Origin of the sequence: Terrisphaera buseokensis, assembly GCF_047521145.2 — a bacterium.
Classification (GTDB): Bacteria; Verrucomicrobiota; Verrucomicrobiia; order Opitutales; family Opitutaceae; genus ER46.
The window spans coordinates 707,938-724,795 of the sequence record NZ_CM134186.1; the positions used below are offsets into that span (position 1 = coordinate 707,938).

General features: G+C 65.0%; 9 protein-coding genes and 1 pseudogene. 8 read left to right on the top strand and 2 right to left on the bottom strand.

From position 1 onward, the window contains the following. Positions 1-24: 24 nt before the first annotated feature. Positions 25-969 carry a sugar phosphate isomerase/epimerase family protein gene (locus ACLJEU_RS02650; protein ID WP_414664460.1) on the top strand — a complete coding sequence of 315 codons (945 nt, stop codon included), beginning with the start codon at positions 25-27 and terminating at the stop codon, positions 967-969. A 22-nt stretch (positions 970-991) separates the two neighbouring features. Here ACLJEU_RS02650 and ACLJEU_RS02655 read toward each other — a convergent pair. Then, a pseudogene (locus ACLJEU_RS02655) lies at positions 992-1,558 on the bottom strand (type I restriction endonuclease subunit R); the annotation flags it as partial. Positions 1,559-2,427: 869 nt separating this feature from the next. On the opposite strand from ACLJEU_RS02655, the gene ACLJEU_RS02660 reads away from it, so the two are divergent. Then, a complete protein-coding gene (locus ACLJEU_RS02660; protein ID WP_414664461.1) occupies positions 2,428-2,670 on the top strand; it encodes a hypothetical protein in 243 nt (80 codons plus the stop codon). A gap of 59 nt (positions 2,671-2,729) precedes the next feature. Here ACLJEU_RS02660 and ACLJEU_RS02665 read toward each other — a convergent pair whose 3' ends face one another. Next, a complete protein-coding gene (locus ACLJEU_RS02665) occupies positions 2,730-5,879 on the bottom strand; it encodes a TonB-dependent receptor domain-containing protein (protein ID WP_414664462.1) in 3,150 nt (1,049 codons plus the stop codon). Positions 5,880-6,265: 386 nt separating this feature from the next. On the opposite strand from ACLJEU_RS02665, the gene ACLJEU_RS02670 reads away from it, so the two are divergent. From ACLJEU_RS02670 to ACLJEU_RS02695, 6 genes are all read left to right on the top strand, one after another. After that, positions 6,266-6,841: an RNA polymerase sigma factor gene (locus tag ACLJEU_RS02670; protein ID WP_414664463.1), complete on the top strand. Its 576-nt coding sequence runs from the start codon at positions 6,266-6,268 to the stop codon at positions 6,839-6,841. Further along, the gene (locus ACLJEU_RS02675; RefSeq protein ID WP_414664464.1) at positions 6,838-7,884 is read left to right on the top strand and encodes a FecR family protein; all 1,047 of its coding nucleotides are present in this window, start codon (positions 6,838-6,840) and stop codon (positions 7,882-7,884) included. The genes ACLJEU_RS02670 and ACLJEU_RS02675 overlap by 4 nt, the downstream gene beginning before the upstream one ends. A gap of 93 nt (positions 7,885-7,977) precedes the next feature. Continuing rightward, positions 7,978-11,448: a TonB-dependent receptor domain-containing protein gene (locus tag ACLJEU_RS02680; protein WP_414664465.1), complete on the top strand. Its 3,471-nt coding sequence runs from the start codon at positions 7,978-7,980 to the stop codon at positions 11,446-11,448. Positions 11,449-11,462: 14 nt separating this feature from the next. After that, complete coding sequence (locus tag ACLJEU_RS02685) at positions 11,463-14,594, top strand: FAD-dependent oxidoreductase (RefSeq protein ID WP_414664466.1); 3,132 nt, start codon at positions 11,463-11,465, stop codon at positions 14,592-14,594. Further along, complete coding sequence (locus ACLJEU_RS02690) at positions 14,591-15,283, top strand: cytochrome b/b6 domain-containing protein (RefSeq protein ID WP_414664467.1); 693 nt, start codon at positions 14,591-14,593, stop codon at positions 15,281-15,283. The genes ACLJEU_RS02685 and ACLJEU_RS02690 overlap by 4 nt, the downstream gene beginning before the upstream one ends. Positions 15,284-15,312: 29 nt before the next feature. After that, positions 15,313-16,539: a glycoside hydrolase family 88/105 protein gene (locus ACLJEU_RS02695; RefSeq protein WP_414664468.1), complete on the top strand. Its 1,227-nt coding sequence runs from the start codon at positions 15,313-15,315 to the stop codon at positions 16,537-16,539. The last annotated feature ends 319 nt before the right edge of the window (positions 16,540-16,858 follow it).

The following is a 16,858-nucleotide window of genomic DNA, read 5'->3' on the forward strand; positions in this document are numbered from 1 at the left end:
CTGCCTTGGGCTTCACCCCTCCGCATGAACTTTTCTGCTTTCTCCAGCGTCCTTTCCACGCGTCGCGCCTTCCTGGGGAGCGCGGCCGCGCTCGCCGCCGGTGCGATGCTGCCCCGTACACTCGGCGCCGCGGCCGCCGGGCCGCGTGCGAACCGCTCCGTCTTCAATGGCGTCCGGATCGGGACGATCAGCTACAGTTATCGCAGCGCCCTCACCAGCGCCGAGGAACTCCTGCAGGCGCTCGTCACGGATGGGCTCAGCGAAGTGGAGCTGATGGGCGCACCGATCCAGACGTTCGCCGGTTTCGCCGTCGCGCCGAGCGGGGCCAAGGCCAAGCAGGGTGGGCCGGCGATTCGTTACACCGACGCGCAGCGCGAGGCCCAGCTGGCGAAGTGCCGCGAACTGCGGAAACTGTACAACGATGCCGGCGTGAACATCCACATTCACAAGATCGCGTTCGGCCCCTCGGACGAGGAAGTGGAGTTCAACTTCGCGGTCGCGAAAGCGCTGGGCTGCGAAGGCATCACGACGGAGCGCTCGGAGCCGATGGTGAAGCGCCTCGCGCCGTTTGCGGAGAAGCATCGGATTCGTGTCGGGTTCCATAACCACACTGCGAACTTTCCCACCGTGGACGAACTCGATCCACTACTCGGATACGGGCAGTACATCGCCTTTAACTTCGACGTCGGGCACTATGTTGCCGGCACGAAGGGCAAGTCGCCGATTCCGGTCCTCGAAAAATATCACGACCGCATCTTGAACCTGCATCTAAAGGACCGCACTGCGGACGGTGGCAACCTGCCGTGGGGCCAGGGCCAGACGCCCATCAAGGAGATCCTGCAGCTGATGCGGAAGGAGAAGTGGACGTTCCCGGCGAACATCGAGCTCGAGTACAAGATTCCTGCCGGCTCGGACGCGGTGAAGGAGGTCGCGAAGTGCGTCGACTACTGCCGCGCCGCTCTTGCGTAGGGAGACCGCGGCGGTGGCGGGCTCAACTCGCCGCCTTCAGGAGATCGAAGACCAGCCTGGCAAAGGCCGCGGCTTTTTTTGGGTCCGACAGCAACTGGAGCTTCTGGTTTTCGAACGCCTCGCCGCTGTCGAGGATGGCATCGTCCACGGCTTTCGGGAAGTCGCCCAGCAACGCCTGTTCGTTGCTGTTGTTCGCGAGCTGGTGCATCACCCGTTCGTTTTCGCGCAACTTGTCCCGCACCGCGTAAACATAGGTGACTTGGTCGCCGTCCGTCAGGTGATCGGTGATGAAGATCTCGTTCAACCGGGCGATGATTTGCGACAGAAACTCCTCCTTCGGATCGCGCGCCTTGGCGGTGCCCATGCCTTCGCCGGGCTTCAGGCCGTAGGCACCCGGGTGTTCGTTGAGGAGCAGGTCCTGCTGACGGATCTTCGAAAGCCGATAGTGGCTGAGGACAAGGTGATTCAGGTCGATGTCGTCGTCATCGAGGAGTTGCTCGCGCAGCAGCGGACTCAGATTGCGGCCGTAGAGACTGAGCTTTTCCAGACTCGGGTCGTCGTAGTCCACGATCTGCGACATGAACTCATATTGGCTCTGCTTGAAGTCGCCGCGCAGGAGATCGGCGATGGACCAGCTGTAGGCGGCGAGATTGTTCGAGGATTGGGACATGCGGCAGCGGAGGGACGGTTGCGAAAGAGGCGCGAAAGCGCAGGCGGAGCGCAACGAAAAGAGTGCCCCGCGAGGGATTTCAGTCCCCCGGCAGCCCACGCTGCAGTGGCCGCGCGGGAGGCCGGACTCATGCAGAAGGACTCCCGCGAATCACGCGAATGACCGCGAACTTCAGGCTGATTCTTGAACGGCGGCCAGCCAAACCACAGCGCACCGTTTAGTGTGCGGTCTCATCCAGCCTCTTTCATTCGGGTGGATTCGCGTGATTCGCGGGCAACTGCATCGTTCCGGCTGAGACGAAATTCAAATCAGCCTCATACCAATCGCTCCTTGCTTTTGGACTTCTGGATCGATCGTGGCTACGAGCGCCAGCGAGTGGTCGTTCGGCCACTCGCTGGCGCTCGTAGCCACGGCCAAAGTCCAAAGGCAAAGAGCGATTGGTATAAGAACCGCAGTTGAACCTCGGAGACACAGTGAGCACAGAGGGGAAATATGGAAACGAATGAAGAACGCGTTCACCCTGACGGTGAGTTCCGTTGGCCAAACGTAATTCCCGCAAGCGGTTTTCTCCGTGGCCTCTGTGCCTTCGTGGTTCAATTCCAACTGCGGAATTTGGGATCAGTCCGCACCAGTCGGTGAGCATCCCGGCAGCGAGGCAGGGCTCGATCTTTCCGGTGAAATTTGCGCCCATTCGCGTGATTCGCGGGAGCTGTCCTGCGTGGTTCCGACATCCCGATCGTCGCGCTGGCGATTGCGGCGGTCGCGTATACGGTGCGCGACGTGCCGCCATGAAAACGAAAGTACTCTGGACGTTGATTCTATCCGTGGGGAGTACGGCGTTGTATTTCGGGATTGTGCGGCCGGAAGTGACGACAACCCCGAAGCGGATCCAGGATTACATCGCGGTGGATCCGGCCACGCGGCCTGCCATTCAACTGCCGCCTTTTCAGGTTTCAGAACCGCGCCTGCCGGCGGCGTCGAAGGGCGCCGCAGAGGTCGCCAGCGAAGCCAAGGTCGAGATCGCGAAGTAGGTTCGAGCGCGGTCCGCCGAAACAGGAACGCGGCCTCCCGCCGGACGGATCCGGTCGGATCAGAAGGTGCCCTTGAGGCCGAAGGCCCATTGCACGCCGTAGGAGTTCGTCGAGCTGATCTTGGCGTATCCAGGCGTCTGGGACCCGTAGCGCAGCAGGTTGTAGTGGACGTTGCCGATGTTGCGGCCGTTCGCGAACAGCTGCAGCTGGCGGGTGAATTGATACGTGACGTTGGCGTCCATCGTCGTGCGCTTCTCCTGGTAAAGATACGCGTCCGGTCCCTGCGCCGGCGACGCGGCCTGCCGCTGTTCGCCGCGCGCGTTCCATTTCAGCATGAACGTAACGGGCTTTCGCGTGATCGTGACGCCCCAGCTGCCGCTTTCGGGAATGAACCGCGTGAAGGCGGCGTTCCGCGAGCCCTGCAGCTTGAGTTTCGTGGCGTTGGCGAAGACGGCGAAATATTTCCCCCAGCCGCCGAGCGGCGCGAGCGACTGGCGCACGTTGAACTCGACGCCGTCCACGCGCGCATCGCCGCCGTTGACCGTGGTTCGCAACTCCCAGCCGGCATAGCGGGGATCGAGATCGAGCAGTTCCAGGTCGTCCGCCGTCGCCAGTTTCACGATGTCATCGTGGAAGTTCGAAATGTTCTTCCGGTAGGCGCCGACGCTGAACACGCCGCCGCTGTCAGTGTAGTACTCGGCGGAAAGGTCGAAGTTGTCGGCCTTCCATGGTTTCAACTCCGGATTGCTGACGGTAATGGTGCCGCGCACGACCGAGGGGTCCGCGTTTTCCGAGACGTCGCTCTCGGAGATCGTCGTGTTGGGAATGACATTGATGTAGTCGGGTTTCCCATACGTCTTGGCGTAGGCGGCGCGCACCAGGAAATTGGAGGTGACGTTGTAGGTGAGGTGGAGGCTGGGATAGTAACCGTCGAAGCCGCCGTTGTAGGTCCGGCCGAATTCAAGTCGCGTGAGGCGGAGTTCTTCCATCGAGCCGGCGGCCCCGGCTTCCGGCCGGCGAATGCGCTGGCCCGCGGCGTTGCGGGCGAAGGTGCCGTTTGAGTTGCGGACAAAAGCGTTGCCCGGCTCGAAGAGCGGGCCGGCGGCCTTGTCGTGAATCTTCTCGAAGCGCACGCCGGTGAGCACCTGCAGCTTGTTGCTGAAGAACCGCGCCTCGCCCTGCAGGTAGAGCGCCGTGGTGATCTCCTTGAAATTCTCGGAGCCCACGATGCGACTCTGCTCCTCGGCCACCTGCTGGGCGGCGGTCTGCGTGAACAGGGCCGGATTTTTTCCCCACGCCTCCGCCATCCGATTCGGCGAGGGGAAGGGAATGTAATCGTAGTCGAAATAATTCTGGCGGCCTTTGTACACCTGCATGGCGAAGGGAGCCAAGGTCGGGTCCGCGGGATTCGCCGGATTATAGGTGAACACGCGGCTCTTGCGCCGGTGGGAGCGATCCTGCGACTTGAAGAGTCCGCCGACCTGCACGGACGTGGGGACCTCGAAGAGTTTCATGCTGCGCTTCACACTGCCCTCGGTGCCGGCCGTGTCGTCGCGGTGATTGCGAATCACGCCGTCGGTCGCGGTGTTCAGCCGGAAATTGCGCAGGTCGAGGAGATCAATTTCGCGGTTGTTGGCGTCGAAGGCGCGGATGCTGCGCGGACCTTCCGGCCGGATGTCGTCGAAGTCCACGCGCACGCCGGCCGGGTTCAGCAGCGCGGTGCCGATGGTGTTGAAATGACCTTTGCTCACGTGCCGCATCCAGGTCTTGGAGGTCGAGGCATAGCCGGACACGTCGACGACCCAGTCGGAATTTTGATAACGGTAACGCACGTTGCTGCCGAGCGTGCGCGCGTCGATGTGGAGGAGATTTGACGCGAAGCTCGCGGTGCCGCGGCCGGTGCCGGAGTGGGCGAACGTATCGCCGAAGGTCAGCGCCGCGCCGGGTGTCGTCGTGGGCGTGGCCACGGTGCCGACACTGGTGGCGCGGTTCACGTTGCCGTTCGTGTCGATGTAATAAGTCGCCTGCAGCCCCACGGTGAGCACCGAGTTGGGCGTGACGCGCCAGTCGGCCTTCAGGCCGGTGGAGTTGCGCTCGTACCATTTGGGCGCGTCGATGATGTTGTGGGTTTGTAGATACGGCTTGGCCGGGGTGGCGCCGGTGCCGGCCGCGTTGGTGTTCCACGTCATCTGCGAGATGTTCTGCTCGTTCCACGCCTTGGACTGGAGCGCGGTGAACACGATGCCGAAGTTCTTCGTGATCGGCAGCGTGTAGTCCAAATCGAAACCCGGATTGATCCGCCGCTCCCACGTGTCGTAGGGAAACGGTTGTTTCGACAGCATCATGCCGTCGCTGCTCGCGGAGATGAAGACCCGGTAGTTGAGCTGCGCCCGGCTGCGCTCGAAGGCGCTTTTGCTGACCATGTTCACGGAGCCGGAGATGCCGCTCGCGGGATTGGCGGGCGTCGGCACTTTCGTCACCTCGATGCGCGAGATGTTGTTGATCGAAACCTGCATGAAATCGAACTGGCGCGAGGCGGCGTTGCGCGAGGCGTTGGCCAGGGACGCGCCGTCGCTGGTGATGTTCGTCATGTTCGGGTCGAAGCCGCGGACCGAGACGCCGAGCGGCATCACGTCGGAATAGTCGACCGTGATGCCGGGCAGGAAGCGCATGAACTCGGCCACGTTGCCCTCGATGACGTCGCCGAAGGCGTCGGTGGCGACGACGTTCTTGATGTTGGCGGCGAACCGCTGCTCGTTGGTGGCGAGCGCCTCGCCCTCGGTCAGCTTCGACATGGAAGCGACGAACGGGTCGAGTTTGACGACGCCGGACTTGTCGCCGTACAGCGCGCGGTTGGTGAGATTGAGCTCGCGCTCGATGGTCTGGCCGGCGCTCACGGTTACCGTGGTCTGCAGCGGATCGAGCCCGGAATAAAATGCCTCGAGGGTCGCGGTACCGCTCGGCACGCCCGCGAGTCGAAACGTGCCCGTCTCATCGGTGAACGCCGTGAGATCGGTGCCTTTGACGGTGATGCGCGCGTTGTTGAGGTACTGGCCCGTGGCTTCGTTTTGCACGCGGCCGGAGATTGAGCCGGTGGCTTGGGCCAGTGCCCGCGGCGCGCCTACGAACGCGACGAGTGCGATGGCGGTGGGAACCAGTCGTCGGGCGACGGTGGAAACGAGTTCAAGCAGACGTCGGGTGGAGTTCATGCGGGTACAGGGGAGGAACTGCGAAGCGAAGCCCGGCGTTCGGGTGGGTCGAACCGGCCGGCGGCGCATGACAATCGCAACCGGGTATAGGAGCAATGGATTTTGCTGACGGAGGAATGCGGGTGGGAGTCAGCACAATCCGTGCTCAGCCGGCGCAGAGGCCCCTTGGCCTCTCGCTCACCGGATTCGGACGCGGTGCAGGAAATCGCGAGGTACGTCGACTGCAGCGGCGCGGCGCTGCGCAGGAAAGTACCGCGGTGGCGGGGAAGTATCGAAACAGAGAGACGCAGCCGTCGGACCTTTGGGTTATTGCCTTTGGAAAATAGCTGCCGCCCGAGGGCGTTGGCTAAAATACCCTCGACAGGTCTGGGCCTGAGTCGGATGCATTGCGCCCGCACCACCCCATGCTGCCGTCTGAACACGCCCGTTGGTTTACCGAGGAAGTTCAGCCTCATGAGCCGGCGCTGCGGGCCTATTTGCAGGTGAGGTTTCCGACTTTGGGCGACCACGACGATCTCGTGCAGGAAACGTACACGCGCCTGCTTCGCGCCAAGAGCCGGGGCGGGGTGCGACACCCGAAAGCGTTTCTCTTCACCGCTGCACGCAATGCCGCCTTTGACCTCTTCCGCCGGCGCGGTGCGAAGCCGACGGAGGCCGTTACGGATCTGGTCGAGCTCACGGTCTTGGAGGACCGTCCGGAAGTCGGTGAGCAGATCGACGAGAGCAGGGAACGCGAGGTGCTGGCCGATGCCGTACGGGCGCTGCCGGAACGCTGTCGCCAGGTGATCATGCTCCGCTATCTCGACGGTCTGACCTACAAGGAAATCGGCGCGCAGCTCGGTATCTCCACCGAGACGGTGAAGGTGCACATGGCAAAAGGCATGCGGCGCTGTGCCGCGTTTTTCGCGCAGCGCGGACTGCTGGAAACACCGCCGGCGGCGACCGGAAAGGACTCTCCATGAGCGAACCGCCGGATCACGACGATTCGATCGAGGAAGTCGCTGCGGACTGGCTCACGGAGCGCGCCGAGGGCTTTTCTTCCGCCCGGAAACGCGACTTCGAGCGCTGGTGTCGCGCCCATCCACGGCATGCTGCCGCCGTGGCGCGGCTGGAGGCGGCGTGCGCCCTGCTCGAACAATTGCCGCGCGTGCGCGCCGAATTGCAGCCAGTGGTGACGTTTCCGGTGCAGGCCCGTGCGGTCGTAGCCGCGAGGGTTCTGCCCGTCAGGAGAGTCTTCCTGGCGATGGCCGCAGCCGTGGCGCTTGCCGCCTTTGGTTGGTGGCAATGGCCGCGTCCACCCGCCTCGGTTCAGCTTTATGCCACGTCGGCAGGCGGCTACGAGCGCGTCGTGCTCGTCGATGGTTCGGTGATTGAGCTCAACGCCAACTCCGAGGTGCGCGTTGACCTGCGGCCCGGCGAGCGGCGGGTCGCGCTCGTTCGCGGCGAGTCCCACTTCACTGTCGCGCACGATGCGTCGCGGCCGTTTGTCGTTTCCGCCCTCGGCGTGGCCGTGCGGGCGGTCGGCACGGCGTTCAACGTCCGACTTGGATCGAACGGCGTCGAGGTGCTCGTGACCGAGGGGAAGGTCGCTGTCTCCGAACTCGTCCCGCCGTCTGTTCCACGCGTCGCGAGCACCTTGCTCGTCGCCAACGAGCGCACGGTGATCCCTGCGATTGCCGCATCCCCGGTGCGTCCGGCAGCAGCCGCCATGGCTGCAGTTCCGATCGTGGAAACGATCGCTCCGGATGCAGTGCGCGAAGCGCTTTCGTGGCAGGAGCGAAGACTGATCTTCTCCGAAACGCCGTTGCGCGAGGTGGTCGCAAAGTTCAACCGCCGCAACCGCCTTCAACTGGTCCTCGGGGATGCCGCGGTCGCGGAGCGTCCGGTGGGCGGGACTTTCGCCGCCGACAACGTCGAGGGTTTTGTGCGCCTGCTCGAGTCCAGTGGCACCATCGCGGTGGAGCGCCGCGATGAAATGACCCTGGTTTTGCGCACGGCGCGTTAGGATCTTCGCCACCTTGGGCGAGAAATCATGCGAACACGGATAACCCGTTTCGTCCGACACTGCGTCTCCGGGGCGTACCTGCTGTTCCTGGTGATGAAACCCCTGATCCCTGATGGCCCGGCGGCGGCAATGGCCGCGTGCTCGCTGGCGTGTGCGCTTGCGCCCGTGCAGGCGGGCGAGGTTGCGCGCAAGGGCTACGACATCGCCGGTGGCGATGCGGCGGGCACGCTGGGACGCTTCGCGGAAGAGTCCGGCCGGCAGGTCGTGTATCTGGTCGATGCCGTGCGCGGCGTGACGACCAATCCGGTGCGGGGCGAGTATACGGTGCGGGAGGCGCTCGCGCGACTCGTCGCCGACACCGGACTGGTCGTCGCCGAGGACGCGCAGTCAGGGGCCTTGATGGTGAACCGGCTCGCCGCCCACGGGCCATCGCTTTTGGAACTCCAGCCCAAGCCCAAACCCCCAGCCATGAAACCATCCCGTCCGCTTCTCGCCGCGCTCTTCGGCCTCCTTATCGGGTCAGCGTCCGCCCCGCTTGCAGCGGAGGCGCCCACCGGGACGATTGAAGGCCGTGTGTTCAACGCGGTGAATGGAAATTACCTGAACAACGCGCGGGCCAGGCTCGACGCCACCGGACTCGAGGTCCGCACCAATGCGTCCGGCGAGTTCCGCTTCGACCGCGTTCCCCTTGGCCCGACCACGATCACGGTGGCGGTGTCGGGCTTCCCGGCCCAAGGGACCCAGGTGACGGTCGTCGCGGGCGCGCCCACGGTGGTCAACGTGGGGATGAGCCTGTCGATGAACGAGACGTTGGCTGGCGACACCGTGGTGAAACTCGACTCGTTCGTGGTCGCGTCGCAGCGGGAGATGAACGGCACCGCCATCGCCATCAACGAACGGCGGGCGGCCTCGAACCTCAAGAATGTCATCGCGTCGGACGAATTCGGCGACTCGCCCGAGGGCAATGTGGCCGAGTTTCTCAAGCTGATGCCGGGGGTCGCGATCGACTACAACGCCGCCGATGCCCGCTACGTTTCCGTCCGCGGTCTGCCGTCCTTCGGCACGGCGGTCTCCTTCGACGGCGCGCCCATCGCGAGCGGCACCACCTCGGCCGGGCGCGAGACGGAATTCAACCAGGCCTCCCTCAACAACACGGCTCGCATCGAGGTGATCAAGTCGCCGTTGCCGGACACGCGCGCCGATTCGATCGGCGGCTCGATCAACATCGTTTCCAAAAGCGCTTTCGACCAGTCCCGCGCCAGTTTTAACTATCGGACGAACGTCAGCGCCAACCTCAGCCATTGGGATGGCGGTCAGTATTACTCGCTCGGTCGCACGCCCTTTTCCCGGGGCGATAATCGAAAAGTTCTTCCCGGCTTCGATCTGAGCTACATCAAGCCGCTCTCGAAAAATCTCGGGTTTTCCCTCAGCGCGATGAGTTCCAGCCAGTTCACCCCCGAGCCCGTCGAGTCAGCGGTCTGGCGACCCACGCAGAGTGCCTCAACCCTTGCGCCGTCGAATCAGCCGTTCCTGGGCACCGTCACGCTGCAGGACGGACCCAAGGTGATCATCCGGCGCTCCCTCGGCGCCACTGTCGACTGGCGAGCGACGCCGCGGGACGTGCTGAACCTCGGCCTCCAACTCAACTGGCAGCGCGCGACCGTCGATCAAAATGGCCAGACCTTCAATGTGATTGGCGCCCGCGCCGCGGCCCCGTCGGCCTACAGTCCCACGTTTGTCCAGGGCGCCTCCGGTGCCGGGTCGATCGCGCATGCGATGAACACCTTCGACAAGATCGCTCCGAGCTACACCGTGCTGCTCAAGCACCGTCACGCCGGGCCGGTCTGGGAAATCGAGAATGGCGTCTCGTTTTCCGAGAGCTGGTCGCGCGTCGAGGCGGAGCGGGACGGCGTGATCAAGAGCATCAATCTCTCCGCGACGAACCTCACCCTCAACTACACTGGGATCTCAAACTCGATTCCCCGTGGCATCACCGCGCAAACCGCGACGGGGGCTCCCTTCGATTGGCGCGATCTTGGAAACTACACGATCACGACGGCGACGATGGACACGCCGCAGGAGAACCGCAACGGCACGGCCGCGGCTCGCATGAGCGCGGCGCGCACGTTTGGCCAGCAGATGCCGGTGCGCATCAAGGTCGGGGCGGACTGGCGCCGTGAGTCGCGCGACGTCGTGAACCCGACCGCCACGTACACGTTCGTCGGACCGGATCGCATCGCCAACACCGCCGACGATGTCGCGGCGCGGTACGACCTGGCGTCTGCGTCCTGGTCGCAGATCAGCCTGCCCTTTGGCCTCGGCCGGCCGCAGCGCCCCGCACCGGACAAATCGTACGCGCTCCTCCGCTCGCATCCCGAATGGTGGACGTTCAACGAAGCGGGCGCGATTTCCTCCCGGGCCGCCAATTCCCAGAAGATCACCGAGCACGTCGTCTCCGGTTACTTGCGTGGTGATCTTTCCCTGCTGCAGAACCGGCTGAAGGTCGTCGGCGGGGTGCGCTACGAGGGCACCTCCGACGAGGGCTGGGGCCAGCTCAACGATCTGTCGAAGACCTACCAGAAGGACGCCCGCGGCCAGATCGTGCGCAACGCCAACGGCACGCCGGTTCGGGTTACGACCGACCCCGTGGCCCTCGCCCGGTTGCAGTTCACGGAGCGCGGATCGCATGCGAAGCGGGACTACGGCGATTTTTATCCGAGCCTGAACACGAGTTACCTGATCTCGGAAAAACTGATGGTGCGCGCGAGTTACGCCCGGACCATCACCCGTCCGCAGCTCTCCAGCATCATTCCTTCAATTACCGCGACCGATCCGACGGTCACGACCACCGTGCCCACCATCACGGTGACGAACACGGGCCTGAGCCCCTGGTATTCGAACAGCTTCGATGTCGGGCTCGAATACTACTTCGACAAGCCCGGCGTGATTTCCCTCGGTGCGTTCCGCAAGGACATCAAGAATTTCTTCGGCTCCGTGCGCTCGCCCGTCACGACCGCGCAGCTCGAGGAATGGGGCTTCGACTCGTCGTTCAACAACTACGAGGTCGTGACCACGCAGAATGTCGGCTCGGCCCGGGTCAGCGGTCTAGAGTATGAGTACCGGCAAAGCCTGCCGTGGGTGCCGTCCCGTTGGGGTAACGTCCTGCTCAACTTCAACAGTACCGCGATTCACGTGGAGGGAGGCGCGGCCAACAGCATCTCCGGCTTCGTGCCGCTCTCGATGAATTACGGTGTCACGTACAGCAACGCGCGCCTCACGTTACGCGCCAATTGGAATGTGCGGGGCCGCACCCGGGCCGGCCAGATCAGCGGGGCCAACGTGGACCCCGGCACCTACACCTACGCTCACCCGCGCCGGAACCTCGACTTCAACGCCGAGTTTCGCCTCACCCGTCGTCTCGCGCTCTTCGCCAATATCCGCAACGCCACCAGCATTGCGTGGCGCAACGAAGCGTACGGTCCCGCCACGCCCGCCTACGCCCGCGGCACCCGCTGGGTGGAGTACGGCCCGAGCGCGCTGCTCGGAGTGAAGGGTTCATTCTGAGGAGAACCGCCACCATGAAACACCCGCCGTCCACGCCGTCCGAAGCCCCTGCCTCAGCCATCAATCGCCGCGCGTTTCTCCAGTCCGTCGGGGCGCTCGCCGCCCTGTCCGCGCTCCCTTCCCAGTCGCTCTACGGCGGGGCGGCCGACGCCGTGCCGGCCCCGCGCCCGGATGGCCGGGTGGCGATCACGTTCGACGCACCGGTCGATGTCTTGATTTGCGGCAGCACGCTCTTCGCCTGCCAGCTGGCGATCGACGCGGCCCGCGCCGGCCAACGCACGGCCCTGGTGATGGACCGGGTCAATCCGTTCTACGAAGGCATCGCGTGTCTGCGATCGTGGATCGACGCGGCGGATGCCGCCGGCGTGCCCGAGGTGATCCGGGGAGTGGTGACCCATGCCGCCACCAGCGAGACGAAGGGCGGCCGCACCTATTTCAACCCGTCCAAGGCGGCCTTGGACATCGAGGACGGCCTGTGCCAGGCGGGGGTGCGTTTCTACTACAATGCCGCGGTTGCCGGAGCGCTCGGTCACGAAGGCCGACTCGCAGGCGTCGTGTTTGGCGGAAAGACCGGTCTGTTTGCGATCGAAGCGCAGGCGGTGATTGACGCCACCGTGGACGCCACGGTCGCCCGGGCGGTGGGCGCCCGCTTCACGCCGGTGTCGGGGCCGCGCCGTTATCAATACGTGGCCGATCTCGCGAAACCCGTTCCGGCGCGGCAGCTGCGTTATCAGGCATCCAAGGGAGCCCAGGTCACGGTCGACATCCATCATTGCTACGCCTGCTTCGACCTCGTGTTGGACTCGCGGTCGAGCGGCCCGTTCGCGCTCGCCGAAGACTACGACGCGATCTATGCGGCCTCGCTGGAGTACCCGTGGGACGGGGCGGAGAAGCGGTTTCGCGGCGCCGACGGCTATCTCTCCAGCGGGATTGATCGATTGGAGGCAACCGGCGGCCGCGTCACCGGTTTCGAAAACCTGCTCGTCTTCGGCCCGCAGGGCATCACCGGCAACACGCGCGGTTCGCTGGTCCTACAGGACCCGAAGGCGCTGTTTGCCGCGTTTCCCCGCGCGCTCGATCAGGTGAAGGCGGCGCAACGGGCCATCGCCTCGCCGCGTCCGGATTATGCCTTCTGGAATCGCGGGGTACCGAACGATCCGGCTCCGCCCGACGGAGCCGTGCACAGCTTCCGGGATCACGGTTTCGACGAACCCGGTACAACCGTGGCCGCGGTCCGGTTTCAGCCGCCCGCGGTGAGCGTGAGCGCCGGGGCGCTGGTTGTCGGCGGGGGCACGAGTGGCAACGCCGCGGCCTACGCAGCCGCGGGCCTGGGACTGCAGACGGTGTGCCTCGAACGCGGACTGGAACTGGGCGGGACCAACACGATCGGTGGCGTGACGAACCTTTGGTTTGGCAACAAGACGAAGGGATTCGACGACTACTACGCGGCGATGGGAGCGAAGAACGACGGGATCAACGCCCCGGGGTTTTTCCGCGGCGTGAAACAGGCGGGCTGCCGGGTGCTGTTCCAGGCGGCGATCACTGGAGTCGCCAGCGTGGGGCGCAACGTGCGGCGGGTTTACGTCATCACCCCCTTCGGTCTCACGGCGGTCGAGGCGCCCAGGATCATCGACGCGACGGGCGACGGAGCCATCGCGGCGTGGGCGGGGTGTGGTTACACGTACGGCGGCGAGCACGACGAAGTGACCCTGTGGGCGTCCTATGCCGCCTTCATGCCGGGCCGGCCGGAAGCCCTGCGGCCGTTCCTGGCGCCGCTCGACGAGCGCAGTCCGCGCGACACGGTCCGCTTTGTCCTGGCGATGCGGCGCAACACCAAGATTTCGCTCGAGTCGAAGCACGTGCCCCCGCCGTTTTTCATCGCGCCGCGGGAGTCGCGCCACATTCGCGGCGGGAAGACCGTGACGTTCCTGGACGTCCTCGCCGCCCGGCGGTTCAGGGACGGTATCCTTCGCGCCGAGTCGAATCCCGACATCAAGGGCATCGCCACGAGCGATGCGGCGAAGGCGGGGTTCATTCCGCGGGATTGGAAGCACCTGTTCCAGGTGACGGTGCCGTACGCGGCGATGATCCCGCCGGCGCTCGACAACGTGATCATCGCGGGCAAGGCGTATTCGGTGTCCCACGACGCGCTTTCGACCGCCCGCATGCAGCGTGATCTCTGCGTGATGGGCATCGTGGCCGGACAGGCGCTGAAGGTGGCGGTCGACCGCAACGTGCTGCTCCGCGACATCCCCGTCCCGGAACTGCAGCGGACGCTGATCGCCAAGGGCCTGCTGAAACCGGGGGACATTGCCGACGACGACCTCGGCTTCGGCCTCACGCCGGAGCAGATGGCGAGGAAGGTCGCCACGACCTCGGACATGGACGATGGTTTGGCCCCGGCGGCGATGCTCTGCCTGCTCCCGCGCGAGCAGGCGCTGGCGGCGCTGGAGCCGCACGTCGATGCGGATCATGAAGGCGTCAACCGGCTCCTGAGTTTCCTCGGCCATCCCAAGGGCAAGGAGCGTTACCTCGCTCACGTGAACCGCGCCCTGGATGAACCGACGCTGAGCCTGGAACTGTACGGCGGCAAAGCCACGGGGCACATCATGCCCGACCAAGGCTATGCGCCGGTTTCGGCCTTGATGCTCGGCAGCCTGGCCCAGGCCCGGGAACGGCGCGCCGTGCCGTTGCTGGTGAAACTGGCCGGCCGGGTGACGTACGATCCAAAGAACCTCCGCTCGACGTGGGGCTATTTCTACAGCCTGGCCTGTGGTTTCGAGCGCCTCGCCTGCCCGGAAGGCCGGGTCCCACTCAAGCGCGTGTTGGGCGAGTCCCTGTTCGCCGACCGCACCGTTTCGCGCGACGGCGACCTGCGCGCATGTCAGGATGTCCCGGCGGAACGCGTGACGTATCTCCGGCTCGCGCTGGCCCGCGCCCTCACGCGCTGCGGTGATCCGGAAGGTGCCCTCGCGCTATGCGGGTTTCTCCACGAAGCGCGCGTCTGTTATGCCCGCGCCGCCCGCGCCGAGCTGGCGGCCGCCTTTGCCCAGGACTTCGGCTTCCGTGCCGGCGAATGGCGGGAGTGGATCCGGAAACACGGCGCGACGCTGAAGCCCAATCCCCTGACCACGCCGTTTGCATGAAGCCGGCCCGCGCGCGCCCCGGTGTGCTCGTCTGGGATCTGCCGGCGCGCGTTTGCCACTGGGGATTTGCGCTGAGCCTCTCCGCCTCGCTGGTCATTGCGTTTCGTTTCGATCCGGAAGCCAGCGTGTTCAAGTATCACATGCTGCTGGGCGTGCTGGCGGCGTGGTTTCTCGCGCTGCGGATTCTGCTGGGATTTTTCGGCTGTGCGCAGTCGCGGTGGCCGGCATTTTTTCACGGCCCTCGGAGAATCCTGCGGTACTTGGTGGACGTGCTTCGCTGGCGCACCGACACCCACCCCGGGATCAATCCCGGCACGGCGTTGTTCGCCCCGGCGGCCTACCTGGTCCTCGTCGCGCTGATCGTGTCAGGCTTCGACGCCGACTGGGTCGTGTCGTGGCACGGCCCGCTTTCGTGGGCGATGATCGGCCTGATTGCCGCCCATCTTCTTGGCTTGAGCCTTCACGCCCTCCGGCATCGGGAACTGACTCCGCTCGCCATGATCCACGGCCGGCGTTCCGTCACCGCCGCCGCCGCTCCGGCGAAAAGCCGCGTGGCGTGGGGCGTCGTGCTGATTGCCCTGAGCGCGCTGCTGGTGGGCCTGATGGGACGAGGCTTCGATCCCGGCACGTCGACCTTGCGCATTCCCTTTCTCCCTGAGATCGAATTTCCGCTCATCCAGAAGGGATAGCCATTCGACTCTCGCAACCCAGCGCTCCCTTGAATCACCGCCTGCCCCTACGCGCGCTTCTCCTCATCGCGTCCATCGCTGCCACCTCGCGCGCGCAAGAGAACGATCTCACGGTCCTCCGGCGCGTCGCCGACACGGTGTTAACGCAGACCACCCGACGGCTCGTTGACCGCAGCACGGCGCAGACGTTTACCGAGAGCACCGGGCTCGCGCCCAAACCGGGGATCAGCATCGAGAGCAAATTCAACGCGTGGTTCTACCAGACCTGGCTGCTGACGGATGGCATGCGCCGCGCGGCGAGTGCGCTGGGCGATCCGGCCTATCGCGACTACGGAGAGCGGAATCTCGCCTTCATCTACGCGCACCTCGATTACTTCCAGCGCCAGCACTCCGCGGGGATGAAAGCCGCGCCGGTGGGCGACGGCGCGCTATCGCCGATTGGGTTTTATTTTCGGCTGACCGATCTGTGGCACACGGGACTCGCACCGCTCGTCGTCGAGCGTTACGCGCAGACGAAGGACGCGCGCTACGAGCCCTACCTCGCGCGCATGGCGGAGTTCCTGGAGAAGTCACCGCGCCTGCCGGACGGGACCTTGCACCGGGCGCGCGGCCGCCTGATGGCGGACGATCCCTACATGACCGTGCCGTACCTGGTGCGCATGCACCGGCTCACCGGCGAGGCGCGTTACCTCGACGACGCGGCGCAGCAACTTCTCGGCACGAGCCGATTGCTTTTCAACCCGAGCCAAGGTTGGTACCGGCACGCGTGGGACGTGAAAGCGCAGGCTCCGCTGGGCGAGCACTGGGGCCGGGCGAATGGTTGGATGATGCTCACGGAAGTGGAGCTCCTCGCGGCGCTGCCGGTGAGCCATCCCGCGCGGGCCCGGGTGCTGGCGCTCTTCGTCGCTCACGCCGAAGGACTTCGTCGCGCCCAGGATCCGGCGGGAGGCTGGCACCAACTGCTCGATCATCCCGAGTCGTGGATCGAGTCCTCGTCCACCGGCATGTTCGTCTACGGCCTCGCCCGGGGAGTGAACGAAGGCTGGCTCGACGGAGCCCTGGCGGAAACGGCCCGCAAAGGCTGGAGCGCGCTGAAACAGAAAGTGACCGAGGACGGCGACATCGTGGACGTGTGTGGCTCAACGGACGTGGGCGGGGTGAGTTACTATCTCGCGCGCCCGCGGCTGCAGGGAGACTTGCATGGATTCGGCCCGTTTCTGCTTTCGGCCGGGGAAATCCTCCGCCTGAAACGTTGAAGCTGCTGCGGATGAAGCGTGTCCGCGCCGGGCCGCCCCTTTCGCCGGGTGAGGCGCAAGGGGGCTCCGACTCGACGGCTTCGATTGGATGTTTCATGCCTGATACCAATCGCTCTTTGCCTTTGGACTTTAGCCGTGGCTACGAGCGCCAGCGAGTGGCCGTTCGGCCACTCGCTGGCGCTCGTAGCCACGATCGATCCAGAAGTCCAAAAGCAAGCAGCGATTGGTATGAATCCGTCTTTGTTTAGCGTAACGGAAAAGACGGCGCGCGCCGTCTTGGATTCGCCGGTCCCTTCCCTCAGTTCATCCTCCCGCACCG